The organism is Pseudomonas abietaniphila (assembly GCF_039697315.1).
Taxonomy (GTDB): Bacteria; Pseudomonadota; Gammaproteobacteria; order Pseudomonadales; family Pseudomonadaceae; genus Aquipseudomonas; species Aquipseudomonas abietaniphila_B.
The window spans coordinates 3,314,707-3,338,595 of the sequence record NZ_CP155619.1; the positions used below are offsets into that span (position 1 = coordinate 3,314,707).

Genomic DNA, 23,889 nt, shown 5'->3' on the forward strand with positions numbered 1-23,889 from the left:
TAAATAGCTTCGCGAATGAATTCGCTCTCACAGTGGTCCTTTTACATAGGGGTTCAACGCAAAATCTTCGGCGCCTCGTCACGTGGCAGGCTGTTGCGTGGTGCAGGCTGTTCCTGCGAATACTCCACCTCACCGCGCAACTGCTCCCTCAACTGACGCGCGACGTCCATCCCGATCGATTTCGACACTTCACGCACCACGCGGCCGCGATTGGGCGAGACGCGGACATCGTTGCCGTTGACCAGCCTGGTGTCCTGACCTTCCCCTATGGCGGTGAAGGCCGAGGTGATTTCGTAGGTCCGCGTATTAATCAAACTGAAATCCCCCACCAGCGTCAGGCCCAATACGGCGGAGTGACTGTTGGTGTTGGCGATCTCGTTGACGTCCTGGCGGAAGTCGATATCTGACACCGTGCCGAACAGCACGTAATCGGCACCCTTGAAGTGGCCGTTCTTGATCCGCTTGATGACGTCGTACACGTCCTCTTTGGCGTTGGCCGTGTAAGGCGTGCCTTGCACCAGTTGAAACATCCCGGACTTGAGAATCTCGCCCTTGATGTCGCCGCTGAATTTACGCAGCTCGCTCTGCTCGATGTAGCTCGTGCGCGCTTCGTATTCGTTGTAACTGGCCGATCCGCTGGCGCTGTAGGCGTTGGCCTGAAAGCTGGTCTGCGCCGACACCGTGTGGATGTACTCCTCCACTCGCTGTTCGTACGCCATGTCCGATACCGCGACCTTGGGGGCGGCCTGGACGCCGAAAGCAGTGAGCAGGCCAAGAATGCCGATCCATGCACGCATTGGTTAGCGCTCCGTGGTCTTGCGGATTTCTTTTTCGTCCATCCATTCGGCGATGCCGCTTTCCACGTCGATCAGCTGCAGGCTGAACTTGTAGAAAACGTCCTTATAGTCGCTGCTGCGCTTGACGATCGAGCTGATCGAGCCTTCAAGGCGGTATTTGGCGGCAACCATGTTGCCGGTTTTACTGACGGTGGATGGCTTGTACAGGCCGCTCTGATTTTGCAGCTTGAGCTGGTCGACCTGGCTCTGCATGTCGGTGTTGTCGCTGGCGAAACGGGCCGTGCCGGACTTCATCAGCTGGGTCTTGATCGAGGTGGTGATCTCGCGTGTGTCGATGTACTCGCTGGTCTTGTTCTTGACGTCGTAGACCTGAACCACAGGACGGCCTTGCAGCGTGCCGGACTGGGCAAGCGAGCGGGTCATGCTTTCGGCGATCATCTGCAGGTCGGTAGAGCCGAACTCGTTGGTCACGGTTTCAACGGCCTTGGTGTCGCCGTAACTGATGTTCTTGCTGCCCAGCGTGGGCGAGTTGTTGGCGCAGCCGGTGACCAGCAGGGCGACGGCAGCGATGAGCGAAAGACGAAAGGTGGACAGCATGTCTGGGATCTCGTTGGCTGAGCGAATCTTGGGTGATTAAGGGGTTTTGACTTCGAAGCGGAAGTCAGAGGCCTTCGGCACCGGGGCGATGGCGGGCAGGAAGCTGCTCTGCGAGCCATACAGCGTCAGGCTTTTCCAGGTTTCCGGCTCGGCGACGGGGAACCCGTCGCTGCCGAGCCAGGCGAAGCGGTAATACAATGTCTTGTTGTAACTGCTGGTGTTGCGCAGCGAAACGTTGACGGTCATGAAGCCGTTTTCGCGGGCGACGCGCATCGGCCCGATATCAATGTTTTTCAGATCACCCATGGCAACCACCTTGCTGGCGGCACTGCCGGGCGCTGGAGGGGGTGGTGTTGCACAGCCGGCGAGCAACACCAGTGCGATCAAGCCAAAAATCGTGTGACGCATGAACTGTCTCCGTTCAGGGTTTGTTGACGGCCACGGCCTGGGGCAGGCTCGAAGTCATCACGTGAGCCGCGAGGCCGCTGGTGTACACCTGATTGCCGATGGCGCGCAGCGTGATCACTTGGTAAGGGCGGTCGATCTTGAGCTGCACACGCGTGCCGCCGACCGAGGACGGCAGAACCACCTGATGCTCGCCTGGCTTGAGACGCATACGGGCGACGAGGGTGTTGTCCGGCAGCGTGCGCCAGGTGCGCGTGTCTGCGCCTTCGGTGACCGCCGACGCAAGGCCGACAGCCAGGCCCGCCAGCGGGTTCGTTTCGTTGAGTTTCTTCTGCGTCACGCCCCGGGTGATCGCCCGCACCGTGGTGCGCACGATGATGCCGGGCATGTCATCACGCAGTGCGCGACGGGACATTGCGGTGGTGCTGTTAAGAGCGGTGAGATTGACCGGTTGCCCATCGACACCGATCTGATTGAAAAACGGTGTCGATGTGTCGGCTTTGACGACCGGGAACGACAGAGGGGTGATCACCAGATTGTTGCTGATCGGTAATGGCAGCGGGATGCGAACCGAGTCACGTGCCGGCGCGAAGCCGGTCTGCACGACGATCAGGACCTCACTGCCCTCGGTCGCGGTGTTCTTGCTGCCAGCGGCATCCAGGTTCAGCAGTGCCTGATCCAGAAAGGGCGTGTTCGGGCGCAGTTCGGCAGCCTGACGGTAGCCTGGAGCCGCGAGGTCTTTTTCGCCCAGCGCTTCATAGACGAAGCCGGACAGGTAGTGGCTGAATGCGCTTTGATAGCTGTTCTTCAGGCCTACCACTTCGGGTGCATCAAGGGACTCGACGGGATAACCCCTCAGGTCCTTGTACTGAGTCGTCACGCCCTGGCTTTTGGCCTCGTCTTCACTCTTGAGGTATTGCTTGTCGCGCAGCTCGGCAATGACGGCTTCGCGCTCATGGGTCTTCTTGATCTCGGTGCGAGCACCGTCGAAATCGTTCTGCGCCAGCAGGTTCAGCGCCATCTGCGTGGTCAGCATGACTTTCTCGTAGTCATAGCCTTCGTAGCGACGCACTTTGTCGTTGACGAGGAAGCTTCCAAACTGGGCGAGGTATTTGCCGCTGTCGAGTTTTACCGAGTCTTCCCAGGCCAGGACGGTCTGGTCGGCGTGGCGCCAGGCGGTCTGGCTGCCGGGAATGTCGCCCCGGGAGCGCAACAGTTCACCTTTCTCAAAGTAATAGAGCAGGTCTTTGTCGTCGCCAGAGTTGTTCTTCTCCAGGATCATCAGCGCCCCGTCCACGTTGCCGGCGCTCAGCTGCTGGTTGGTCTGCTGCAGTTCGGTGTCGTAATTACGGAAAGCGGCACAACCAGTCAGTTGCACGGTCGCGATCAGTGCGAGTGCAATCAATGCGCGGGAAGACATCCAGATCAATCCTTGAATGAACCAGGCTGGCTTGAGAGCGCCCGGTCATGCGAATCCGTGAGTGTGAGGCGCGGTGCCTCGGCGTGATGCGATCAGCAAGAACGTGAGGCTTGCGGGATGGCGGCGGGGATTATAAAGAGAGCAACGCTCAAAACAATGGCTTTTTGATATCTCACAACAGTTTCAGAAGCTTCTGACACGTGCGTCTCACTTTTGCGCGGTACCGAATGCCCCTCCAGCCCCTGATCGCCGTTCGTGAGATAAGCGACGATAAAGTTGCCTTTCAGTGAGACGAGACTTGAGTGCGCGACGTTGTACATGAACAATGACAACCCTTCGCATTTGAATCTGAGATGTACTCATGTTTTCCCCCTCCCGCTTCATGGCCCGGCTGGTTCTGACCGTGCTGAGCCTGCTCGGCACTCACGCCTGGGCAGACACTGTGGACGGTGCTGCCCAGGCATTGCACCTGCTGGACTACGTCAGTGCGGACTATCCGCCCACCGTCTCCGACGGCAAGGTCGTGGATGATGCCGAGTACAAGGAGCAGGTCGAGTTTCTCGGCGCGCTGGAAGGGCTGATCATTGCGCTGCCGGCGCGGGCCGAACGCGCAGCGCTGGAGCAGGGCGTCAAAGCGTTGCAAATCGCAGTCGAGCAAAAGCAGGACGGTGCGCAGGTTGCGCGTCAGGCCCGGCAACTGGGCGCGAAGCTGGCCGTTGCTTATGAGGTGAGTCAGGCGCCGGTGATTACGCCGGATGCCGCACGAGGCGCGCCGCTGTACGCGCAGCATTGCTCGGTCTGTCATGGCGACGCGGGGGCGGGCGACGGCCCCGCGGGAATCGGCCTGACGCCGCCTCCTGCCAACCTGCGTGATGCGGCGCGGCTGGACCGGCTGAGCCTCTATGACATCTACAACACGCTCGGATTGGGTATCGAAGGCACGGATATGCCTTCGTTCGCCGATCAGCTCGATGATCGCCAGCGTTGGGACGTGGCGACTTACATCGCAAGCTTCAGCGCCGATGCCGCCGCTGCCGTTCAGGGCCAGACATTCAATCTCGCCGATCTGGCTCGGCAAACGCCGGCTGAAATCAGTGCCGCTGAAGGCCCGCAAGCTGCAGCGGCATTCCGGGCTCAACGCGCTCAGCCGCCGCAGGTTCAGCGGGGTCCTGCGCAGTTGCTCGATTACACCAGCATGACGCTGGACAAGAGCCTGGCGGCTTATCAGTCCGGCGACCGCGAACAGGCTTACGACTTGTCCGTGGCGGCCTACCTGGAAGGCTTCGAGCTGGTGGAAAGTTCACTGGATAACGTCGACGCCAATGTGCGCAAGGACACCGAGAAGGCGTTGATGGCCTATCGGCAATCGTTGCAGGACGGCTTGCCCGTTGCCCAGGCTGCACAAAAGCTTGAGGCGGCGAAGCTCAAGCTCAAGGCCTCGGCGAGTCTCTTGGGCAACGATGGCCTGAGCACTTCGTTGAGCTTCATTTCCGGCCTGTTGATCCTGTTGCGAGAAGGTCTGGAAGCGATTCTGGTGCTGGCGGCGATCCTGGCGTTCCTGCGCAATACCGGGCAGCAATCGGCTGTGCGCAGCGTCAACGTGGGTTGGGGCCTGGCGTTGCTGGCAGGGCTGGGGACTTGGGCGTTGGCTGCGTATGTGATCGATGTCAGCGGCTCCCAGCGCGAATTGCTGGAGGGGGCGACCGCATTGTTCGCCAGCGTCATGGTGTTGTGGCTCGGCGTGTGGATGCATGACCGCCGTCACGCCGCCGCTTGGCAGGATTACATCAAGACCAGCCTGGTTGGCGGTGGCGGGCGCTTCGGCTTCGCGGTGCTGGCGTTTTTCTCGGTCTACCGCGAGCTGTTCGAAGTGATCCTGTTCTACGAAACCTTGTGGTTGCAAGCAGGTCCCGCCGGGCATAACGCTGTATTGGCTGGCGGCGCGACGGCGCTCGTGCTGCTGATCGGGTTGGCGTGGGTGATTCTTCGTGGCTCGGCCAAGTTGCCGCTGGCCATGTTCTTCGGTATCAATGCGGCGCTGTTGTGTGCCTTGTCGGTGGTGTTCGCCGGTCATGGCGTCAAGGCGCTGCAAGAGGCCGGAATTTTCGGGACCCGTCCGGTGCCGTTCTTCGAGTTCGATTGGCTGGGCATCCATGCCGATGCCTACTCATTGGCGGCACAGACTGTGGCGTTGGTCGCGATTGCGGTGCTGTATGGCAGAAGCCGATGGGCGGAGAGGCGTCGGACCGAAACCGCCTGAATAATCTGTAGGAGTGAGCGTGCTCGCGATCACGATGGGCCGTTCACATCGATGTCGCCTGATGCACCGCGATCGCGAGCACGCTCACTCCTGCAGGGTCTGTGTTCAATCTGAGATAAAACCTATGCGTGTCTGGATCGACGCCGATGCTTGCCCCAAAGCGGCAAGAGATCAGGTGGTCAAGTTCGCCCTCAAGCGTCAGTTCGAGGTCGTGCTGGTGGCGGGTCAAGCCGTACCCCGGCCTTCGTATGCGCTGGTCAAGCTGATCGTGGTGCCCAGCGGTCCCGACGCTGCCGACGACTACCTGGTGGAGCACGCCGTTCCGGGGGAGTTGGTGATCTGCAGCGACGTTCCGCTCGCGGATCGTCTGGTGAAGAAGGGCGTTGCCGCGCTGGACCCGCGAGGCAAGGAGTTCGATGCCCAGAACATGGGTGAGCGGCTGGCGGTTCGCAACCTGTTCACCGACCTGCGCGAACAAGGACAGGCGGGAGGCGGGCAGGGCACCTATGGCGATCGTGAAAAGCAGGCCTTCGCCAACTCGCTGGACCGGATCTTGACCCGGTTGGTGCGAGGCTGACTGACCGTCAGGTCGAAGCCCGTTCCTCGTTCTCCTGCACCAACTCCAGCACCCGATCCACGAGCTTGTTGATGCCCGCCGCTGCTTCGCCGATCGATTTGGCGACCATGTAACCCGGCGTGCTGACCAGTTTGCGGTCCTTGTCTTCGACGATGTCGGCGACGTCGCATTGTTCATGGTTACCGCCCATTTTGGTGATCTTGGCGGCGGTGTCAGGATCGTTGCCGATGGTACAGGTGACGCCCGGGCCGTAGATCTTCGCGGCAAGCGCCGGCGAGACGCAGATCAGGCCAATGGGTTTGCCCGCTTCGGCAAACGCTTCAGCCATGGCGAGCACCTCAGCCTGAACCTTGCAGCTGGAGCCTTCGGCGGCGAAGTTGGAGAGGTTCTTCGCGGCGCCGAAGCCGCCGGGGATGATCAGTGCGTCGAATTCGCTGATGTCGGCTTCGCGGATGTCTTCGATGTCCCCACGAGCGATGCGTGCCGATTCCACCAGCACGTTGCGGGTTTCGGGCATTTCTTCGCCGGTCAGGTGGTTGATGACGTGATGTTGCGCAATGTTCGGCGCAAAGCACTTTACCTCGGCGCCACGCTGGTTCAGGCGCAGCAGGGTGAGCACGCTCTCATGGATTTCTGCGCCGTCCTGGACGCCGCAACCTGAAAGAATGACGGCCACTTTCTTGCTCATGCATGTGCTCCCTCTCGTGGGCGATCCAGAACGTTGCGGGCCGCCGGTGCTGTCGTTTTCCATGGCGTCCGGCAACTCGCTCGCCGGGCCAGCGATGTCGTCAAATGTCTACTAATTTGTCATTCGTTGCCATAGGGTTTTCCCGTGGCCGCGCCTAATCTTCGAGGTTTCGTCGCTGGGTGGCGTTGATGAATTTCATTCTGTACGCAGTGCCGTTTTTCTTTGTGCTGATCGCTGTCGAACTTCTCGCCGATCACTGGCGCAAGGTCAATAACTACCGGGTCGCGGACGCGATCAACAGCCTGAGCACCGGCGTGTTGTCGACCACCACAGGCTTGTTGACCAAGGGCGTGGGGCTGGTGACGTATGCCTTCGCGCTGGATCATCTCACGCTGTGGCGGCTGTCTGCCGAAAGCGTCTGGGTCTGGGTGTTCGCCTTCATTCTCTACGACCTCTGCTACTACTGGCTGCACCGTCTGGGCCATGAGCGCAACATCCTCTGGGCGGCGCATTCGGTGCATCACCAGAGCGAGGACTACAACCTTTCGACCGCCTTGCGCCAGACCAGCACCGGGTTTCTTCTGAGCTGGATCTTCTACCTTCCGCTGGCCGTCATCGGCGTGCCGCTGGTGGTGTTCGTCGCGGTTGCTTCGCTCAATCTGCTGTATCAGTTCTGGGTCCACACGCGGCACATTCCCAAGCTCGGTTGGTTCGAATGGATCTTCGTCACGCCGTCCAATCACCGTGCCCATCATGCACAGAACCTTATCTACATGGATCGCAACTACGGCGGGGTGTTCATTGTTTGGGACCGACTGTTTGGCACATTTCAGGAGGAGCTGGACGAAGAGCCGCCGATTTTCGGTGTGACGACGCCGTTGAGAAGCTGGAGCCCGCTGTGGGCCAACGTGCAGTTCTATGCCCAGCTGGCGGCGGATGCACGGCGTACGACGTCCTGGCGCGACAAGCTGAGGATCTGGTTCATGCCCACCGGATGGCGACCCGCCGATGTCGCGGCCCGATACCCCATGACCAAGCCGGATTTGAGTCAGTTCCGCAAATTCGATGTGCCACTGAGCCTGGCGCAGCAGCTGTACGTCGGCATTCAGTTCGCGCTGTACACCCTGCTCGGCAGCTATCTGCTGTCCAACGGCGACGTGTTGCCGTGGCCGGCACTGATCGTGGGTTGGGCGTGGGTCGCATGGGGATTGTTCGTGTTTGGCGCGGCGCTGGAGAACAGGCCGGCGACGTTGAAGCTTGAGGGGTTGAGGCTGGCGGCGAACCTGCCGTTGATGGCGTTGGCACCCTTGGTGGGTCTGTGGCCGGTCACTTCATTGGGATGGTCAGTCTTGCTGACTTACACCGCGTTGAGCGCAATCGCAGTGTATTGCGCTCGGGGGCGTTTCACTCGTCTGGCCGGTTCTTGACGTCGACCGTGGCCGGTACGGCGGCCAGTTTGGCTTCACGGGCAATGCGCGCGCTCTTGATGCGACGGCGTATCCACAACAGACCGCCGATCAGCAGCAGAGCGCCGAGAACCCACAGCTCGTATTTCTTGACGTTACCCAGTAGGCCTTCCAGCACGGCACCAAATTTATAGGCAGCCGCGCCCAGCGCTGCCGCCCATACTGCCGCCCCGATACCGTTAAGCAACAAATAGCGACCTGGCGGATAGCCGGACAAGCCAATCGCCACCGGCATGACCGTGCGCAGGCCATACACAAAACGGAAGCTCAGCACCCAGATGTCCGGGTGTTTGCGGATATGCTCCAGCGCGCGGTCGCCAAGCATCTGCCAGCGCGGTTTCCGGGCCAGAAGTTTGCGACCGTGCTTGCGCCCCATGAAATACCAGAGCTGATCGCCTGCGTAGCTGCCGAAGAAGGCAACCACCACGACCAGATTGATGTCCATGTACCCACGAAACGCAAGAAATCCGGCAAGAACAAGAATGGTCTCGCCTTCGAAAAAGGTGCCGAGGAAAAGGGCGAAGTAGCCAAATTCTTGTAAAAAATGCTGGAGCATCATTTGGGTGCTGGCGAAATGAACGCGCAGCCTAACTCGCCGAAGGCATTCAGGAAAGTGTGCAAATGTGTCACGGCGTTAAACTTTCTTACAGGTCATGCGGATTCGTCGTCTAGAAAGCGGGTTTGCGTCCTGCGGTATTTGTCGAAATTGATACTGTCACGTAAGCGTCATAATGGAGGCTTATAAATGTCACGCTTGCCCGATTGCATGGGCTCGGGAGCATTTCGTGCGCGTTGCCCTCACTCCTCGATCTCGACCATTCCTCTTATCTGTTCGCGCTGATGCGTCCTGCCCAGCGGTCGGGAATGACCTGCCGTCGGCAGACGTTTCACACTTTCTTTCGCCGCCTTCTATGTCTGCAATCACGCGGATGCCGACTGACGTCATCACCGGACGCTGCGATTTGGGCTTGCAGGACGCCGAGAAATGCGTAGCGTGGGGAGTTAACGCGCGTCAAGCGTCGCCCTGCGGGTCTGTCAGATCATTCTCTTGCCCGGGACAGGGCCATCGTCACCGCAAACCCGTCGAGGGCGTGACTGGCTCAGGACGCTGGACGTCACCACTGTTGTGGCGCAGACGGCATGTCGACCTCACTCGCCGTTCGCGCGGCCCAACTGTTACAAGGGCGTTTGCCTTACAGGATTATTCATGAGCACCGAAGGAACTACCGAAGCCGCCGTTGAAATTGAACCCCAGGTCCTGACTCAGGAAGTCACCTCGATGGTCGAGCCGACCATCGAGGTGGTGCCAGCGCTGGAGCCCGCGCCGCCGGTCATGCCCGCCCTGGTGATTCCCAACCTGGATGACAGCAGTCTCTACATCCACCGCGAGTTGTCGCAGTTGCAGTTCAACATTCGCGTACTGGAACAGGCACTGGACGAGTCCTATCCACTGCTTGAGCGGCTCAAGTTCCTGCTGATTTTCTCCAGCAACCTGGATGAATTCTTCGAAATTCGTGTCGCAGGCCTGAAGAAGCAAATCACCTTTGCCCGCGAACAGGCGGGTGCCGACGGCCTCCAGCCGCACCAGGCGCTGGCGCGCATCAGCGAGCTGGTGCACGGCCACGTTGACCGGCAGTACGCCATCCTCAACGACATCCTGTTGCCCGAGCTTGAGAAGCATCAGGTGCGCTTCATCCGTCGTCGTAACTGGACCGCTAAGCTGAAAACCTGGGTTCGTCGCTATTTCCGCGATGAAATCGCACCGATCATCACACCGATCGGCCTGGATCCTACGCACCCGTTCCCGCTCTTGGTGAACAAGTCGCTGAACTTCATTGTCGAGCTGGAAGGTGTCGATGCCTTCGGTCGTGACTCGGGTCTGGCGATCATTCCTGCGCCGCGTCTGCTGCCGCGCATCATCAGGGTGCCGGAAGACGTCGGCGGACCGGGCGACAACTACGTGTTCCTGTCGTCGATGATTCACGCCCACGCCGATGACCTGTTCCAGGGCATGAAGGTCAAGGGCTGCTATCAGTTCCGTCTGACCCGTAACGCTGACCTGGCGCTGGATTCCGAAGACGTCGAAGACCTGGCGCGCGCGCTACGTGGCGAATTATTCTCCCGTCGCTATGGTGACGCGGTGCGCCTTGAGGTCGCCGACACGTGCCCGAAACAGCTGTCTGACTACCTGCTCAAGCAGTTCAACCTGAGCGAGACCGAGCTCTACCAGGTCAACGGTCCGGTGAACCTGACGCGCCTATTCAGCATCACTGGCCTGGACAGTCATCCAGAGCTGCAATATGCGCCGTTCACGCCGGCCATTCCGAAGCTGCTGCAGAACAGCGAAAACATCTTCAACGTGATCAGCAAGCAGGACATTCTGCTGCTGCACCCTTTCGAGTCGTTCACGCCGGTCGTGGATTTGCTGCGTCAGGCAGCGAAAGACCCTCACGTGCTGGCCGTGCGTCAGACGCTGTATCGCAGCGGTGCCAACTCGGAAATCGTCGATGCGTTGGTGGACGCCGCGCGTAATGGCAAGGAAGTGACCGCCGTCATCGAACTGCGTGCACGGTTCGATGAAGAGTCCAACCTTCAACTCGCCAGCCGGCTGCAAGCGGCGGGCGCGGTGGTGATCTACGGCGTTGTCGGCTTCAAGACGCACGCCAAGATGATGCTGATCCTGCGCCGCGAGGCGGGCGAGATCGTTCGTTATGCGCATCTGGGCACGGGCAACTACCATGCCGGTAACGCGCGCCTGTACACCGACTACAGCCTGCTGACCTCCGACGATGCCTTGTGCGAAGACGTCGGCAAACTGTTCAGTCAACTGATCGGCATGGGCAAGACGCTGCGCATGAAAAAGCTGCTGCACGCGCCATTCACCCTCAAGAAAGGCATGCTCGACATGATTGCCCGCGAAACCCAGTTCGCGGCCGAGGGCAAGCCTGCGCACATCATCGCCAAGTTCAACTCCTTGACCGATCCGAAGATCATCCGCGCGTTGTACAAGGCCAGTCAGACGGGCGTGAAGATTGACCTGGTAGTGCGCGGCATGTGCTGCCTGCGTCCGGGCGTGCCGGGTGTGTCGCACAATATTCAGGTGCGTTCGATCATCGGGCGGTTCCTGGAGCACACGCGCGTCTTCTACTTCCTCAATGGCGGCGACGAGCAGATGTTCCTGTCCAGTGCCGACTGGATGGAGCGCAACCTCGACAAGCGTGTCGAGACCTGCTTCCCGGTGGAGGGCAAGAAGCTGATTCTGCGCGTGAAGAAGGAATTGGAAGGGTATCTGACGGACAACACCCACAGCTGGCTGTTGCAGCCGGACGGGCGCTACATCCGCAGCACGCCGACCGGCAACCAGAACGCCCGCAACGTGCAGGCGTCGCTTCTGGAAAAGCTGAGCAACCCGGTCCTCAGCGTACGCTGAGGACGATGCCGACTCGGGTCAGCCACTCGGCTTCCAGGCCGAAGTCGGCCTGAGTCAGCTGGTTGTTTTCCAGCCAGCCATCCGGGAACAGGATGTCGAGGTTATTTCCGTCGGCGGTCAACACCGGCTGCGGCATCTCTTGGGTGCCGCGAATGTGGTGAAACAGGATCGCAAAGCGCAGCAGCACGCACAGACGAATCAGCTTGACGCCTTCATCGCCAAACTCGGCGAACTTGTCCTTGGGAATGTTGCGACGATGGCCGCGCACCAGCAGCGCGAGCATTTGTTGGTCTTCGCGTGAGAAACCGGCCAGATCGGAGTGCTCGATCAGATACGCACCGTGCTTGTGGTAGTGATAGTGGGCGATGTCCAGACCCACTTCATGCACCTTGGCCGCCCAGCTCAGCAACTCGCGGTACAGGTCGTCTTCCAGATCCCATGCCTTTGCCACCTGCTCCAGCGCAGACAGCGCTTTGCGCTCAACGCGCGCAGCCTGTTCCAGATCGACGTGATAACGGTCCATCAGTGAGCTCAGGGTGCGTTCACGCACGTCTTCGTGGTGATGGCGACCGAGCAGGTCATACAGCACGCCTTCACGCAACGCGCCTTCGCAGTGGTCCATCCGCTGCAGTTCAAGGGCGTCGAAGATCGCTTCGAGAATGGCAAGACCCGCTGGAAAAATCGCGCGACGGTCGGGTTTCAGGCCTTCGAAGTCGATCTTGTCCACATCGCCGAGCTTCATCAGTTTGCGTTTGAGCCAGGCAAGGCCCTCCGCGTTGACTTCACCGTTGCCGTGGCCGCCTGCTTTCAACGCCAGGCCGATAGCGCGGATCGTACCGGACGAGCCGATGGCTTCATCCCACTTCAAGCGATGCAGGGCGTGCTCGATGCTCATGATCTCCAGCCGCGCTGCCGTGTACGCCTGGGCGTAGCGGGCCGGGGTGATCTTGCCGTCTTTGAAATAGCGCTGAGTGAAGCTGACGCAGCCCATCTGCAGGCTTTCACGCAGCAGCGGCTCGAAACGCTGGCCGATGATGAACTCGGTGCTGCCGCCGCCAATGTCGGCGACCAGGCGCTTGCCCGGAGTGTCCGCCAGCGTATGGGACACACCCAGATAGATCAGACGCGCTTCTTCACGACCGGAAATCACTTCAACCGGATGGCCAAGGATTTCTTCGGCGCGGTGAATGAATTCGTTGCGGTTGCGCGCTTCGCGCAGGGCGTTGGTGCCTACGATTCGTACGGCGCCGCTGGGCATACCGTTGATCAGTTGGGCAAAACGCTTCAGACAATCGAGCCCGCGCTGCATGGATTCTTCGCTGAGCTGGCGCTCATCGTCGATTCCGGCGGCCAGCTGCACTTTCTCGCCGAGCCGCTCAAGGATGCGGATTTCGCCCTGATTAGCTTTGGCAACAACCATATGAAAGCTGTTGGAGCCCAAGTCGATCGCGGCGATCAGCGAGAGATTTTTGGCGGTGGATGGCGGCATGGTGAAAAGTCTCGGTCGATAACCCCGACATCGTGCCACGATCCATCACTGCCGCCAAACGGGGAAACTGATATCCATGCCTGGCGCAGATTTCCTGTGGGAGCTGCAGGAGGTTACGACGGTGGCGAACGCGGATTGTCATGCACCGCAGATGCCGCCATGCGACCGAGTTCGCCAGCAAGCCTGCTCCTACACGTTGTGGTGTCTTTATGCCTGTTCGACGGACCCGATGAAGTTCGCCAGCTCAGGCGTTTTCGGGTTGGCCATCAATTCCCGCGGATCGCCCACCTCGTGCACTTTGCCCTGATGCATGAACACCAGCTTGTCGCCCACTTCCCGGGCAAAGCGCATTTCGTGGGTCACCATGATCAGCGTCATGCCGTCTTTGGCCAACTCGCGCACCACGCTCAGCACTTCGTTGACCAGCTCAGGGTCTAGCGCCGAGGTGATTTCGTCGCACAGCAGCACCTTTGGCGACATCGCCAGGGCACGAGCGATGGCGACGCGTTGCTGCTGGCCGCCCGACAGGCGATCCGGAAACGCATCGAATTTCTCACCCAGCCCCACACGGTTGAGCATCTCCTTGGCCAGCTTGGTCGCTTCTGCCTTGGAGGCCTTTTTGACCACCTGCGGCGCGAGCATGACGTTCTCGCCGACCGTCAGGTGCGGAAACAGGTTGAACTGCTGGAAGACCATGCCGACCTTCTGCCGAAGGCTGCGCAGATCCGCGCGTGCGGCGTCCAGGTATTCGCCATCGACTTCGATCACACCGTCGTTTATCGACTCGAGGCCGTTAAGCGTGCGCAGCAACGTGCTTTTGCCCGAACCGCTGCGACCGATGATCGCCACGACCTGACCTTCCTCGACGGTGAGGTCGATGCCTTTGAGCACGTGGTGGTCGCCGTAATATTTGTGCAGGGCGGAAATTCTAAGCAGAGGCATGAAGTCTCCTTTCCAGGTAGCGCGCGCTGAGCGACAACGGATAGCAAAGCAGGAAGTAGCCCAGGGCGACGAAGCCGTAGACCATGAAAGGCTGGAACGTAGCGTTGGCGAGCATGCCGCCGGTTTTGGTCAGCTCGGTAAAGCCGATGATCGAGGTCACGGCGGTGCCTTTGACCACTTGCACCGAGAAACCCACCGTTGGCGCCACTGCGATGCGCAACGCTTGCGGCAGGATCACATAGCGCAGTTGCTCGAATGGCGTGAGCGCCAGGCTGGCCGATGCTTCCCATTGACCATTGGAAATCGACTCGACGCAGCCCCGCCAGATTTCGGCCAGATACGCGCTGGTGAACAGCGTCAATGCCAGTGCTGCTGCGAGCCACGGCGAAATGTCCACGCCCATCAACGCCACACCGAAGAACACCATAAACAGCTGCATCAGCAGCGGCGTGCCCTGAAACAGCTCGATGTAACAGCGGGCGAGGGTGCGAAGCGCCGGGGTGTCCGAGATGCGCATCGTCATGACCAGCAAGCCGATCACTCCGCCGCCGATGAAGGCCACCAGCGACAGGGCCAGCGTCCATTGCAGGCCCGTGAGCAGGTTGCGCACGATGTCCCAGAGTGTGAAATCCATCAGCTGTTCCTCGCGATGTAGCGACGACCGATCCATGCCAGCAACTGACGAATCAGCAGGGCCATGCACAGGTAAATCAGCGTGGTGATGATGTACGTCTCGAATGCGCGGAAGTTGCGCGACTGAATGAAGTTCGCGGCGAAGCTCAGCTCCTCGGTGGCGATCTGCGAACAGACGGCAGAACCGAGCATGACGATGATGATCTGGCTGCTCAGTGCCGGCCACACTTTGCCCAGCGCGGGCACTAGCACCACGTAGCGAAAGGTCTCGAAACGCGTCATCGCCAGTGCGGCCGATGCCTCCAGTTGTCCGCGAGGTATCGCCTGGACGCCGGCCCGGATGATCTCCGTGGAGTAAGCGCCCAGGTTGATCACCATCGCCAGCACTGCGGCCTGCCACTCGGAAATCTGCACGCCCAATGAAGGCAACCCGAAAAAGATGAAGAAAAGCTGCACGAGAAACGGCGTGTTGCGTATCAGCTCGACGTAGACCCCGAAGATCGCCGAGAAGGGCTGGATCTTCCAGGCTCTGACAATCGCGCCCACGATGCCCACGCTGATGCCGAGCAAGGTGCCGATGGCCGTCAGCTCCAGCGTGAACAAGGCTCCGCGCAGCAGCAAGTCAGCGTTTTGCAGGACCGGAATGAAGTCGAACTGATAAGCCATCTAAAAGCCTCGGGTCAGCAATCGAAGATCAGAGATCGGCCGGCAGAGGCTGCTTCAGCCAGGTCTGCGAGTTCTTTTCCAGCGCGCCGTCTTTCTTCGCCGCTTCGAGGATTTCGTTGACCTTGGCCAGCAGCTCAGGCTGACCCTTGTTGACGCCGACATACACTGGGGAGTCCTTGAGCTTCACTTTCAGCGCAGGGATGCGCTTGGGGTTCTTCTCGCTGATTGCGACCATCACCACGTTGCCGCTGGCGATCAGGTCGGTCTGGTTGGCCAGATAGGCAGCGATGGTGGAATTGTTGTCTTCGAAGCGCTTGATGGTGGCTTCTTTAGGCGCCACGGCGGTCAGCTCGATGTCTTCGATCGCGCCACGGGTGACGCTGATGGTCTTGCCTTTGAGGTCGTCCACACCGGCGATGGCAGCGTCAGGTGGGCCGAACACAGCGAGGTAAAAGGGCGCGTAGGCGCGGGAGAAGTCGATGACCTTCTCACGGTCCGGGTTCTTGCCGAGGCTGGAAATCACCAGGTCGACCTTGCCGGTAGTCAGAAACGGGATGCGGTTGGTGCTGTTGACCGGCGTCAGCTCGAGTTTGACTTTCAACTGATCGGCGATCAGCTGCGCAGTGTCGATGTCCAGGCCCCGAGGTTTCATGTCCGGACCGACCGAGCCGAAGGGCGGGAAGTCTTGCGGTACGGCGACTTTCAGGACGCCGCGGGCGGTCACATCATCCAGGCCGTTGGCATGGGCTGGGGCCTGGCCGAGCATGAGGCTGGCAAACAGGGCGGCAAGCAGAGCGCTGTAACGCTTGGTCATGTGACATCTCCGAAATCAGGGCGAGTCGTGGGTGATGACGAATCTCCAGTGCACAGCCCATGCCAGCCACGAATTCGCGACCATGGAATGCGGGCTGCAAGCCTGTTGCGGTCTAACTGGTCTGAACAGTTGACGAGTCGCTCGCCCTGCTTTGGCGCGCCTCAAAGCCACAGCGCCCCTTGCTTGGGCGTCACTTGCTGAATGTTCTCGTTGGCGATACAAGATGGTTTTTCCACGGTTATTGCGTTTGAGTCGTCATGCACCCGAGCCCTATTGCAGTACCTGAAGCCGCCTTTCAAGCGATCCGCAAACTGATCGCCGAGCAGGGCTATGGCCCCGGCGACAGCTTGCCTTCGCAGCGGGATCTGGCGGTTCGCCTGGGTGTCAGTCGCGCGTCGTTGCGTGAGGCGCTTTCTTCGTTAAGCGCGCTGGGTGTGGTCAGCGTGCAGCCGGGAAAAGGCGTATTCGTTCAGGCGGTTTCTGAACCACAACAGAGCACGAGCGGTTTTTCCTGGCCTTATGCGGCCCATGCGTCGCCTTCTGAGACTTTTCAACTGCGCTACGCGCTGGAAGGCTTTGCGGCGGGGCTGGCGGCAGTGACGCTGACCGCCGATGAGCGTGATGTGCTGGAAGACAACGTCGAAGCCATGCGCCTGGAGTTGAAGGCCGGGGATTTCGACTGTGCGGCAAAACTGGATTTCGATTTCCACCGGCGCATTCTGGTCGCCAGTGGCAATCAGGCCATTCTCGGGATCATCACTGCCAGTGCCGACATTTTTCTGGAGAGCCAGAAACTGCCTTTCATTCGGGCGGGCAGGGCAATGGAAACGTGGCAGGAACACCGCAAGATCCTGCGCGCGTTAGCCCGCAACGCCTCGGGCCCGGCGCAAAAAGCCATGCAGGAGCACATCAGAGGCGCTGCGCTGCGCACCGGCATCGTATTCGTCGCGCCTTCGGCCTAGTGCACCCATCAGCCAAACCCGTCTTGTTATGCGAAGCGCATGACCCTATGGGAGCGAATTCATTCGCGATTGGCCGTTACATCTGGCGGATCTTCACTGGATTCACCATCGAATCGCGAATGAATTCGCTCCCACAGGGAATGTGCGCGACGGCAAGCCTGTCATGCGCTTGGGCAGCGTCAGTCACTTCAATAAAGCTAGTCATCAATGTTCATAGCAAGAGACAATCGCCCGCGCCTTCCTGTCACGGCGTGACACAGTTATGATGGGCCACGTTTTTTTGCCTATGACCTCGGAGACATCTCATGAGTAGCGACCTTATCAAACACGTCAGCGACGCGAGCTTCGAAGCCGATGTCCTGAAGGCTAGCGGTCCTGTGCTGGTTGATTACTGGGCTGAGTGGTGTGGCCCTTGCAAAATGATCGCTCCGGTTCTGGACGACATCGCCGGCACTTACGAAGGCAAGCTGACCATTGCCAAGCTGAACATCGACGAAAACCAGGAAACGCCAGCCAAGCACGGCGTTCGTGGTATCCCGACCCTGATGCTGTTCAAGGACGGTGAAGTGGCAGCGACCAAGGTCGGCGCACTTTCCAAGTCCCAGCTGCAAGCGTTCCTCGACGCCAACATCTGATGGCGGTAAAGCCCCGCAAATAGCGGGGCTTTTTTCTGGCGTTCCACTAGACGCTCGGAAAATCAGGTGGTACATTCGGCCCCGCAACGGCTTCTCCGTTGCCCCCTGCTAGCCGTCGCCGACGCTCTCCTTTCGATTTACACGCGATCCTGTCGCCTTCTCTGCGGCGCGGCCTCATTAAGCCAAAAGCTTAATTTCCCCTCCATACATGATTACGTCATTCCTATATGAACCTGACTGAACTCAAGCAAAAGCCTATTACCGATCTGCTCGAAATGGCCGAACAGATGGGCATAGAAAATATGGCCCGTTCGCGCAAGCAGGATGTGATCTTCTCCCTGCTGAAAAAGCACGCTAAAAGCGGCGAGGAAATCTCGGGTGATGGCGTGCTGGAGATCCTCCAGGATGGCTTCGGCTTCCTTCGCTCTGCAGACGCCTCCTACCTTGCCGGCCCAGACGACATCTACGTCTCGCCGAGCCAGATCCGCCGTTTCAACCTTCGCACGGGCGACACCATTGTTGGCAAGATCCGTCCACCGAAGGAAGGCGAGCGTTACTTCGCACTGCTCAAGGTCGACACGATCAACTTCGACCGTCCAGAAAACGCGAAGAACAAGATTCTGTTCGAAAACCTGACGCCGTTGTTCCCGACCGTGCGCATGAAGATGGAAGCCGGTAACGGTTCCACCGAAGACCTCACCGGTCGCGTCATCGACCTGTGTGCCCCGATCGGCAAAGGTCAACGTGGTCTGATCGTTGCGCCGCCGAAGGCGGGCAAGACCATCATGCTGCAGAACATCGCGTCGAACATCACCCGCAACAACCCTGAAGTTCACCTGATCGTTCTGCTGATCGATGAGCGTCCGGAAGAAGTGACCGAAATGCAGCGCACCGTGCGCGGCGAAGTGGTTGCTTCCACCTTCGACGAGCCACCTACCCGTCACGTGCAGGTCGCCGAAATGGTGATCGAGAAGGCTAAACGCCTGGTCGAGCACAAGAAGGACGTGGTCATTCTGCTCGACTCCATCACCCGTCTGGCTCGCGCCTACAACACCGTCATCCCGAGCTCCGGCAAGGTACTGACCGGTGGTGTCGATGCTCACGCTCTGGAAAAACCAAAGCGTTTCTTCGGTGCGGCTCGTAACATCGAAGAAGGCGGCTCGCTGACCATCATCGCCACCGCGCTGGTTGAAACCGGCTCGAAGATGGACGAAGTGATCTACGAAGAATTCAAAGGCACCGGCAACATGGAGCTGCCTCTGGATCGCAAGATCGCCGAGAAGCGCGTTTTCCCGGCCATCAACATCAACCGTTCCGGCACACGCCGCGAAGAGTTGCTGACCGCCGACGACGAGCTGCAGCGCATGTGGATTCTGCGCAAGCTGCTGCATCCTATGGATGAAGTCGCTGCCATCGAGTTCTTGATCGACAAGCTGAAACAGACCAAGACCAACGATGAGTTCTTCCTGTCGATGAAGCGCAAATAACGCGCTGAACGGCTGTAGAAAAATGGTGTCCCTTTGGGGCACCATTTTTTTTTGACTTTTTTTAGCGGTGAACCGGAGACAAGGAGCGTCATGCACACCTTTGGCAATCGTCGCGACATCGACGGGCTGCGGGCGCTGGCCGTCATCCCCGTGGTGCTCTACCACTTCGGCTTCGGCGCCTTCAGCGGCGGATTCGTCGGTGTCGACGTGTTTTTCGTCATCTCAGGCTTTCTGATCACCTCGATCATTTTTCGGGAGATCAGCGCCGGACGCTTCAGCTTTGTCGATTTCTGGGCGCGGCGTGCGCGGCGAATCATTCCTGCCCTGAGCGTCATGATGCTCGCCGCACTGGTAGTGGGCTGGATCATCATGCCCGCCAATGATTACTCGCAGCTTGGCCGAGCCGTGCGCTATCAGGCGATGTTCGCTTCCAACATCCTGTTCATGCGCCAGGACGGCTACTTCAACCCGGCTTCGGACTTCAAGCCGCTGCTGCACACCTGGTCGCTGTCGGTCGAAGAGCAGTACTACATTCTGTTTCCGCTGCTGATGGTGTTGTTGACCCGCTTCCTGCGGCACTGGCGCTGGATGTTGTTCGGGCTGCTGGTGGTGTCGTTTGCGGTGAACGTGTGGGCCATCAAACGTGAACCCGACGCAGCGTTCTTTCTGCTGCCCATGCGGGCGTGGGAGCTGCTGTGCGGCGCGATGCTGGCAGTAATTCCGGCAGCCGGACGCAAGTGGCCTGCGTGGGTGTATCAGCTGGTCAGCACGCTGGGCCTTTGTGCGGTGCTGTACTCCATTTTCGGTTTTGATAAATACACACGATTCCCAGGCTGGGCGGCACTGCTTCCTGTGCTGGGCGCCACGGCGATGATTTGGGCCAACGGTCAGGCTCCGACGTTTGTTGGACGCGTGTTGAGCGTGCGAGCGATGGTCGGCATTGGCCTGATTTCGTACTCGTGGTACCTCTGGCACTGGCCGGTTTTTGTCTACGCCAATGCCGTTTCCGTGGACGGCATGCAGGCATTCGAGGCCGCTGGCTGGGTCGTGTTCACGCTGGTTCTCGCGTGGATGAGCTGGCGTTTCGTCGAGCTGCCCTTCCGTGAAAAGCGTTTGCTGGCCGGGCGCAAGCCTGTACTGGTTGCCGGATTGGCTGCCTTACTCGTCATCGGCGTCGCCGGGCAACTCGTGCGTGAAGGCGATGGTGTGCCGGCACGCCTTTCTGGCCAGGCGATGCAATATGCAAAGGCCCGCGATTGGCAGCAAGGGCAGATGGAGTGCCTGCTGCAGCGTAAAAGTGAGGATCTGACGAAGGTGTGTCGTTTCGGCGGCGACGAGCACACGCCGCCCGTGCAACTGGTGTGGGGCGACAGTCATGCCGCAGCGTTGAAGCCTGCGATCGAGGCCGACGCCGAGCGTTACGGGATTCCCGTCTGGCTCGCCAGTCTCTCCGGTTGCCTGCCGATCCTGGGTCACGAAACCCGCCAGCAATGCCAGGATTTCAATCAGGCTACGCTGCAATCCATTCGCGAACACAAGATCCGCGACGTCGTCTTGGCCGCGCGCTGGAGCCTGTATCTGTATGGCGAGGAGGACGGTGACATGCAGCACGTTCTGTATCGCGACGACAGCCGCCCTGTCGCCGAGCAACAAGTGGCGAAGGATCTGACAGCCATGGTTCACAGCCTGCGGGCAACAGGGGCGCGGGTCTGGATTTTCAAGGAAGTGCCGCTGCAACGGCAGGGCACCGTGGCGCGTCTGGCGAGCCTGGCCATGATCGGGCGGTCGGCCGAGCGGCTGGGGCGACCGATTGCCGAGCATCTTGCCCGTCAGCAGTTCTTGAGTTCGCTGTTCAATCAGTTGAGCAATGAAGACCCGCAAGTGCGAGTCCTCGACCCGACAGCATTGATGTGCCCCGGTGGTATTTGCCGGGCGGAGTTCGACGGCTATTCGCAATACATGGATGAAAATCACCTGTCGGATAAAGGTGGCGAGCGCATGAAGCCATTGCTTGCACCGATCTTCCTCAGCGAAAACGCTGTTCAAGGCGGGTGATTACGCTTCAGGCTGCTGCCGTCGGCCGTCAGAGCAGGTAGGATGTGCATCTATTTGTTAAGTGGCCGGGTTAATGAAATTCAAGGATCTACGGGATTTCGTGCAGCAGCTTGAGCAGCGCGGAGAGTTGAAACGCATTCAGGTACCCATTTCTCCCGTGTTGGAGATGACCGAAGTCTGCGACCGGACCCTGCGCAACAAGGGACCGGCCTTGCTGTTCGAGAACCCGACCGGCTTCGATATTCCGGTGCTTGGCAACCTGTTTGGCACGCCTGAGCGCGTGGCGATGGGCATGGGCGCCGAATCGACCGAAGAGCTGCGTGAAATCGGCAAGCTGCTGGCGTTTCTCAAAGAGCCCGAGCCACCCAAGGGGCTGAAAGACGCCTGGTCCAAGCTGCCTATCTTCAGAAAAGTCATCGCCATGGCGCCGAAAGTCGTCAAGGACGCGCCTTGTCAGGAAATCGTGATCGAGGGCGACGATGTCGACCTCGGCATGCTGCCCGTGCAGACCTGCTGGCCGGGCGACGTCGGCCCGTTGATTACGTGGGGACTGACGATCACCAAAGGCCCGAATAAAGAGCGCCAGAACCTGGGCATCTATCGCCAGCAGGTGATCGGTCGCAACAAGGTCATCATGCGCTGGCTCAGCCATCGTGGCGGCGCGCTGGACTTCAAGGAATGGTGCAACAAGCATCCCGGTCAGCCATTTCCGGTGTCCGTGGCCTTGGGTGCAGACCCGGCGACCATCCTCGGTGCCGTGACTCCCGTGCCAGACAGCCTCTCCGAATATGCATTCGCCGGCCTGTTGCGTGGCAACCGGACCGAGCTGATCAAATGCCGTGGCAACGACCTGCAAGTGCCAGCGAGCGCGGAAATCGTGCTTGAAGGCGTTATTCATCCGGGTGAAATGGCCGATGAAGGTCCTTACGGGGACCACACCGGTTATTACAACGAAGTCGACAGCTTCCCGGTGTTCACCGTCGAGCGCATTACCCACCGCATCAAACCGATCTACCACAGCACTTACACCGGCCGTCCGCCGGATGAGCCGGCCATTCTCGGTGTGGCGTTGAACGAAGTGTTCGTGCCGATCCTCCAAAAGCAGTTCCCGGAAATCACGGACTTCTATCTGCCCCCTGAAGGTTGCTCGTACCGCATGGCGGTCGTGACCATGAAGAAGCAGTATCCCGGCCACGCCAAGCGCGTGATGTTGGGTGTGTGGTCGTTTTTGCGACAGTTCATGTACACCAAGTTCGTTATCGTCACTGATGACGACATCAATGCCCGTGACTGGAATGACGTCATCTGGGCAATCACCACGCGCATGGACCCCAAGCGCGATACGGTGATGATCGACAACACGCCGATCGATTACCTCGACTTCGCCTCGCCTGTCTCCGGGCTGGGGTCGAAAATGGGGCTCGATGCGACGCACAAATGGCCGGGCGAGACGACCCGTGAATGGGGTCGCGCCATCGTCAAGGACGAAGCCGTCACTCGCCGGATCGACGACATCTGGAATCAGCTGGGAATAGATTGATGCGCGTAACCTTGCAGCCATCGGGCGCCGTACTTGAGACATTGCCCGGCGAGCGGATCCTCGATGCCGCCCAGCGCCTGGGCTACGAATGCCCGCAGAGCTGTCGCAATGGCAACTGCCATATCTGCTCGGCGCTGCTGGTAGAAGGCAGCGTCTTGCAAAACGGTGAGTTGCAGGGCCACGGCGAAATCTACACCTGCCTGGCCGTGCCGCAGGAAGACTGCGTGGTGCTCTGGGACAGCGTGCTGCCACTGGGGGAATTGCCGGTGCGCACGTTCGCCTGTCAGGTGACTGAGTGCGTCGAAGTCGGCGGGGATGTATGGCGCGTGATGTTGCGCGCCCCTGCAGGCAAGCTACCGCGTTATCACGCCGGCCAGTATCTGATGATCGACCGGGACGACGGTGAGAAGTCCGCGTTCTCTATGGCTTCAGCGCCTGAAAGCGGCCGCGATCTGGAGTTTCATGTGCTGGCGCGCGAATCCAGCGCGCAGAACCTGATCAAGCAGCTGCAACGTGAGGGCATGGCGCGCATTGAATTGCCCTTTGGCGATACCCACCTGGGCGAACTGCCCGATGGTCCGTTGGTGTTGATCGCGGCAGGGACCGGCATGGGGCAGATGCACAGCCTGATCGAGCACTGCCGTTCCAAGGGGTTCCCGTACCCGGTTCATCTGTACTGGGGCGTGCGGCGGCCTGAAGATTTTTATGAGCTCAAGCATTGGGACGAGTGGAAGACGCTGCCGAATCTGCATCTGCACAAGGTCGTCAGTGATCTGTGTGGTTGGGAAGGGCGGTGTGGCATGTTGCACGAGGCGGTCTGCGAAGACTTCGCTGACCTGAAATCGATTCAGGTGTACGCCAGCGGCTCGCCCAACATGGTTTATTCCACGCTGGATGCCCTCGTGGTCGCCGGGATGGATGCGCATCAGATGCGCGCCGACGTGTTCGCCTACGCGCCGCGCTCATGACCGTCCGCCCGATGGCAGGAGCCGTGGAGAGCTAATTGCATCAGAATAGGTGCAGGGT

General features: G+C 59.8%; 21 protein-coding genes. 10 read left to right on the forward strand and 11 right to left on the reverse strand.

The features are described from left to right. Positions 1–53: 53 nt before the first annotated feature. Genes ABDX87_RS14775 through ABDX87_RS14790 form a run of 4 tightly spaced genes read right to left on the reverse strand, consistent with a single transcriptional unit; the run spans position 54 to position 3,219 of the window. Positions 54–797 (reverse strand): penicillin-binding protein activator LpoB, encoded by a 744-nt coding sequence (locus ABDX87_RS14775; protein WP_346828554.1) that lies wholly within the window; start codon positions 795–797, stop codon positions 54–56. Positions 798–800: 3 nt separating this feature from the next. Beyond that, positions 801–1,394 (reverse strand): penicillin-binding protein activator LpoB, encoded by a 594-nt coding sequence (gene lpoB, locus ABDX87_RS14780; RefSeq protein ID WP_346828555.1) that lies wholly within the window; start codon positions 1,392–1,394, stop codon positions 801–803. A 36-nt stretch (positions 1,395–1,430) separates the two neighbouring features. After that, positions 1,431–1,802 carry a YcfL family protein gene (locus ABDX87_RS14785; RefSeq protein ID WP_346828556.1) on the reverse strand — a complete coding sequence of 124 codons (372 nt, stop codon included), beginning with the start codon at positions 1,800–1,802 and terminating at the stop codon, positions 1,431–1,433. Positions 1,803–1,815: 13 nt separating this feature from the next. Continuing rightward, entirely contained in the window at positions 1,816–3,219 is a 1,404-nt protein-coding gene (locus ABDX87_RS14790; protein ID WP_346828557.1) for a COG3014 family protein, read from the reverse strand. A 361-nt stretch (positions 3,220–3,580) separates the two neighbouring features. Between ABDX87_RS14790 and ABDX87_RS14795 the strand changes: the two genes are divergently transcribed. Then, positions 3,581–5,479 carry a cytochrome c/FTR1 family iron permease gene (locus tag ABDX87_RS14795; RefSeq protein ID WP_346828558.1) on the forward strand — a complete coding sequence of 633 codons (1,899 nt, stop codon included), beginning with the start codon at positions 3,581–3,583 and terminating at the stop codon, positions 5,477–5,479. A gap of 124 nt (positions 5,480–5,603) precedes the next feature. Further along, complete coding sequence (locus ABDX87_RS14800; protein WP_346828559.1) at positions 5,604–6,056, forward strand: YaiI/YqxD family protein; 453 nt, start codon at positions 5,604–5,606, stop codon at positions 6,054–6,056. Between the two features lie 7 nt (positions 6,057–6,063). Here the strand turns inward: ABDX87_RS14800 and elbB are convergent, their stop codons facing one another. Continuing rightward, the gene (gene elbB / locus ABDX87_RS14805) at positions 6,064–6,744 is read right to left on the reverse strand and encodes an isoprenoid biosynthesis glyoxalase ElbB (RefSeq protein ID WP_346828560.1); all 681 of its coding nucleotides are present in this window, start codon (positions 6,742–6,744) and stop codon (positions 6,064–6,066) included. 188 nt (positions 6,745–6,932) lie between these two features. On the opposite strand from elbB, the gene ABDX87_RS14810 reads away from it, so the two are divergent. Beyond that, entirely contained in the window at positions 6,933–8,171 is a 1,239-nt protein-coding gene (locus tag ABDX87_RS14810) for a sterol desaturase family protein (RefSeq protein WP_346828561.1), read from the forward strand. Here the strand turns inward: ABDX87_RS14810 and ABDX87_RS14815 are convergent. Continuing rightward, positions 8,149–8,769, reverse strand: coding sequence for a DedA family protein (locus tag ABDX87_RS14815; RefSeq protein ID WP_346828562.1), 621 nt, complete (start codon positions 8,767–8,769; stop codon positions 8,149–8,151). The two genes, ABDX87_RS14810 and ABDX87_RS14815, sit on opposite strands and share 23 nt — an antisense overlap. Positions 8,770–9,417: 648 nt before the next feature. On the opposite strand from ABDX87_RS14815, the gene ppk1 reads away from it, so the two are divergent. Beyond that, positions 9,418–11,640 carry a polyphosphate kinase 1 gene (ppk1, locus tag ABDX87_RS14820; RefSeq protein WP_346828563.1) on the forward strand — a complete coding sequence of 741 codons (2,223 nt, stop codon included), beginning with the start codon at positions 9,418–9,420 and terminating at the stop codon, positions 11,638–11,640. On the opposite strand, the gene ppx is transcribed toward ppk1, so the two are convergent. From ppx to ABDX87_RS14845, 5 genes are all read right to left on the reverse strand, one after another. Next, positions 11,627–13,129 carry an exopolyphosphatase gene (ppx, locus tag ABDX87_RS14825; protein WP_346828564.1) on the reverse strand — a complete coding sequence of 501 codons (1,503 nt, stop codon included), beginning with the start codon at positions 13,127–13,129 and terminating at the stop codon, positions 11,627–11,629. The two genes, ppk1 and ppx, sit on opposite strands and share 14 nt — an antisense overlap. A gap of 207 nt (positions 13,130–13,336) precedes the next feature. After that, on the reverse strand, positions 13,337–14,071 hold the full coding sequence (locus ABDX87_RS14830; RefSeq protein WP_346828565.1) for an amino acid ABC transporter ATP-binding protein: 735 nt from the start codon (positions 14,069–14,071) through the stop codon (positions 13,337–13,339). After that, positions 14,058–14,708: an amino acid ABC transporter permease gene (locus ABDX87_RS14835; RefSeq protein ID WP_346833521.1), complete on the reverse strand. Its 651-nt coding sequence runs from the start codon at positions 14,706–14,708 to the stop codon at positions 14,058–14,060. The genes ABDX87_RS14830 and ABDX87_RS14835 overlap by 14 nt, the downstream gene beginning before the upstream one ends. Beyond that, the gene (locus tag ABDX87_RS14840; protein WP_346828566.1) at positions 14,705–15,370 is read right to left on the reverse strand and encodes an amino acid ABC transporter permease; all 666 of its coding nucleotides are present in this window, start codon (positions 15,368–15,370) and stop codon (positions 14,705–14,707) included. Before ABDX87_RS14840 ends, ABDX87_RS14835 begins: the two co-directional genes overlap by 4 nt. A gap of 28 nt (positions 15,371–15,398) precedes the next feature. Further along, positions 15,399–16,184, reverse strand: coding sequence for a transporter substrate-binding domain-containing protein (locus ABDX87_RS14845; protein ID WP_074754551.1), 786 nt, complete (start codon positions 16,182–16,184; stop codon positions 15,399–15,401). 257 nt (positions 16,185–16,441) lie between these two features. Here ABDX87_RS14845 and ABDX87_RS14850 point away from each other — a divergent pair, with 257 nt between their 5' ends. From ABDX87_RS14850 to ABDX87_RS14875, 6 genes are all read left to right on the forward strand, one after another. After that, entirely contained in the window at positions 16,442–17,146 is a 705-nt protein-coding gene (locus tag ABDX87_RS14850; protein WP_346828567.1) for a FadR/GntR family transcriptional regulator, read from the forward strand. Positions 17,147–17,451: 305 nt separating this feature from the next. Next, entirely contained in the window at positions 17,452–17,781 is a 330-nt protein-coding gene (gene trxA, locus ABDX87_RS14855) for a thioredoxin TrxA (protein WP_081564805.1), read from the forward strand. Between the two features lie 227 nt (positions 17,782–18,008). Further along, on the forward strand, positions 18,009–19,268 hold the full coding sequence (gene rho, locus ABDX87_RS14860) for a transcription termination factor Rho (RefSeq protein WP_008372841.1): 1,260 nt from the start codon (positions 18,009–18,011) through the stop codon (positions 19,266–19,268). 90 nt (positions 19,269–19,358) lie between these two features. After that, positions 19,359–21,323, forward strand: a complete 1,965-nt coding sequence (locus ABDX87_RS14865) for an acyltransferase family protein (RefSeq protein WP_346828568.1) — start codon at positions 19,359–19,361, stop codon at positions 21,321–21,323. A 73-nt stretch (positions 21,324–21,396) separates the two neighbouring features. After that, a complete protein-coding gene (gene ubiD / locus ABDX87_RS14870) occupies positions 21,397–22,863 on the forward strand; it encodes a 4-hydroxy-3-polyprenylbenzoate decarboxylase (RefSeq protein ID WP_346828569.1) in 1,467 nt (488 codons plus the stop codon). Beyond that, positions 22,863–23,831, forward strand: a complete 969-nt coding sequence (locus tag ABDX87_RS14875; protein WP_346828570.1) for a CDP-6-deoxy-delta-3,4-glucoseen reductase — start codon at positions 22,863–22,865, stop codon at positions 23,829–23,831. Before ubiD ends, ABDX87_RS14875 begins: the two co-directional genes overlap by 1 nt. The last annotated feature ends 58 nt before the right edge of the window (positions 23,832–23,889 follow it).

Bases quoted from the DNA above. Each gene is read 5' to 3' on its own strand.
- ABDX87_RS14840 (WP_346828566.1), bottom strand. From the start codon at position 15,370: ATGGCTTATCAGTTCGACTTCATTCCGGTCCTGCAAAACGCTGACTTG.
- trxA (WP_081564805.1), top strand. From the start codon at position 17,452: ATGAGTAGCGACCTTATCAAACACGTCAGCGACGCGAGCTTCGAAGCC.
- ppk1 (WP_346828563.1), top strand. From the start codon at position 9,418: ATGAGCACCGAAGGAACTACCGAAGCCGCCGTTGAAATTGAACCCCAG.
- ABDX87_RS14810 (WP_346828561.1), top strand. From the start codon at position 6,933: ATGAATTTCATTCTGTACGCAGTGCCGTTTTTCTTTGTGCTGATCGCT.
- ABDX87_RS14850 (WP_346828567.1), top strand. From the start codon at position 16,442: ATGCACCCGAGCCCTATTGCAGTACCTGAAGCCGCCTTTCAAGCGATC.
- ABDX87_RS14775 (WP_346828554.1), bottom strand. From the start codon at position 797: ATGCGTGCATGGATCGGCATTCTTGGCCTGCTCACTGCTTTCGGCGTC.
- ABDX87_RS14875 (WP_346828570.1), top strand. From the start codon at position 22,863: ATGCGCGTAACCTTGCAGCCATCGGGCGCCGTACTTGAGACATTGCCC.
- ABDX87_RS14800 (WP_346828559.1), top strand. From the start codon at position 5,604: ATGCGTGTCTGGATCGACGCCGATGCTTGCCCCAAAGCGGCAAGAGAT.
- ubiD (WP_346828569.1), top strand. From the start codon at position 21,397: ATGAAATTCAAGGATCTACGGGATTTCGTGCAGCAGCTTGAGCAGCGC.
- ABDX87_RS14795 (WP_346828558.1), top strand. From the start codon at position 3,581: ATGTTTTCCCCCTCCCGCTTCATGGCCCGGCTGGTTCTGACCGTGCTG.
- ABDX87_RS14785 (WP_346828556.1), bottom strand. From the start codon at position 1,802: ATGCGTCACACGATTTTTGGCTTGATCGCACTGGTGTTGCTCGCCGGC.
- ABDX87_RS14865 (WP_346828568.1), top strand. From the start codon at position 19,359: ATGCACACCTTTGGCAATCGTCGCGACATCGACGGGCTGCGGGCGCTG.
- elbB (WP_346828560.1), bottom strand. From the start codon at position 6,744: ATGAGCAAGAAAGTGGCCGTCATTCTTTCAGGTTGCGGCGTCCAGGAC.
- ABDX87_RS14830 (WP_346828565.1), bottom strand. From the start codon at position 14,071: ATGCCTCTGCTTAGAATTTCCGCCCTGCACAAATATTACGGCGACCAC.
- rho (WP_008372841.1), top strand. From the start codon at position 18,009: ATGAACCTGACTGAACTCAAGCAAAAGCCTATTACCGATCTGCTCGAA.
- ABDX87_RS14815 (WP_346828562.1), bottom strand. From the start codon at position 8,769: ATGATGCTCCAGCATTTTTTACAAGAATTTGGCTACTTCGCCCTTTTC.
- ABDX87_RS14790 (WP_346828557.1), bottom strand. From the start codon at position 3,219: ATGTCTTCCCGCGCATTGATTGCACTCGCACTGATCGCGACCGTGCAA.
- ABDX87_RS14845 (WP_074754551.1), bottom strand. From the start codon at position 16,184: ATGACCAAGCGTTACAGCGCTCTGCTTGCCGCCCTGTTTGCCAGCCTC.
- lpoB (WP_346828555.1), bottom strand. From the start codon at position 1,394: ATGCTGTCCACCTTTCGTCTTTCGCTCATCGCTGCCGTCGCCCTGCTG.
- ppx (WP_346828564.1), bottom strand. From the start codon at position 13,129: ATGCCGCCATCCACCGCCAAAAATCTCTCGCTGATCGCCGCGATCGAC.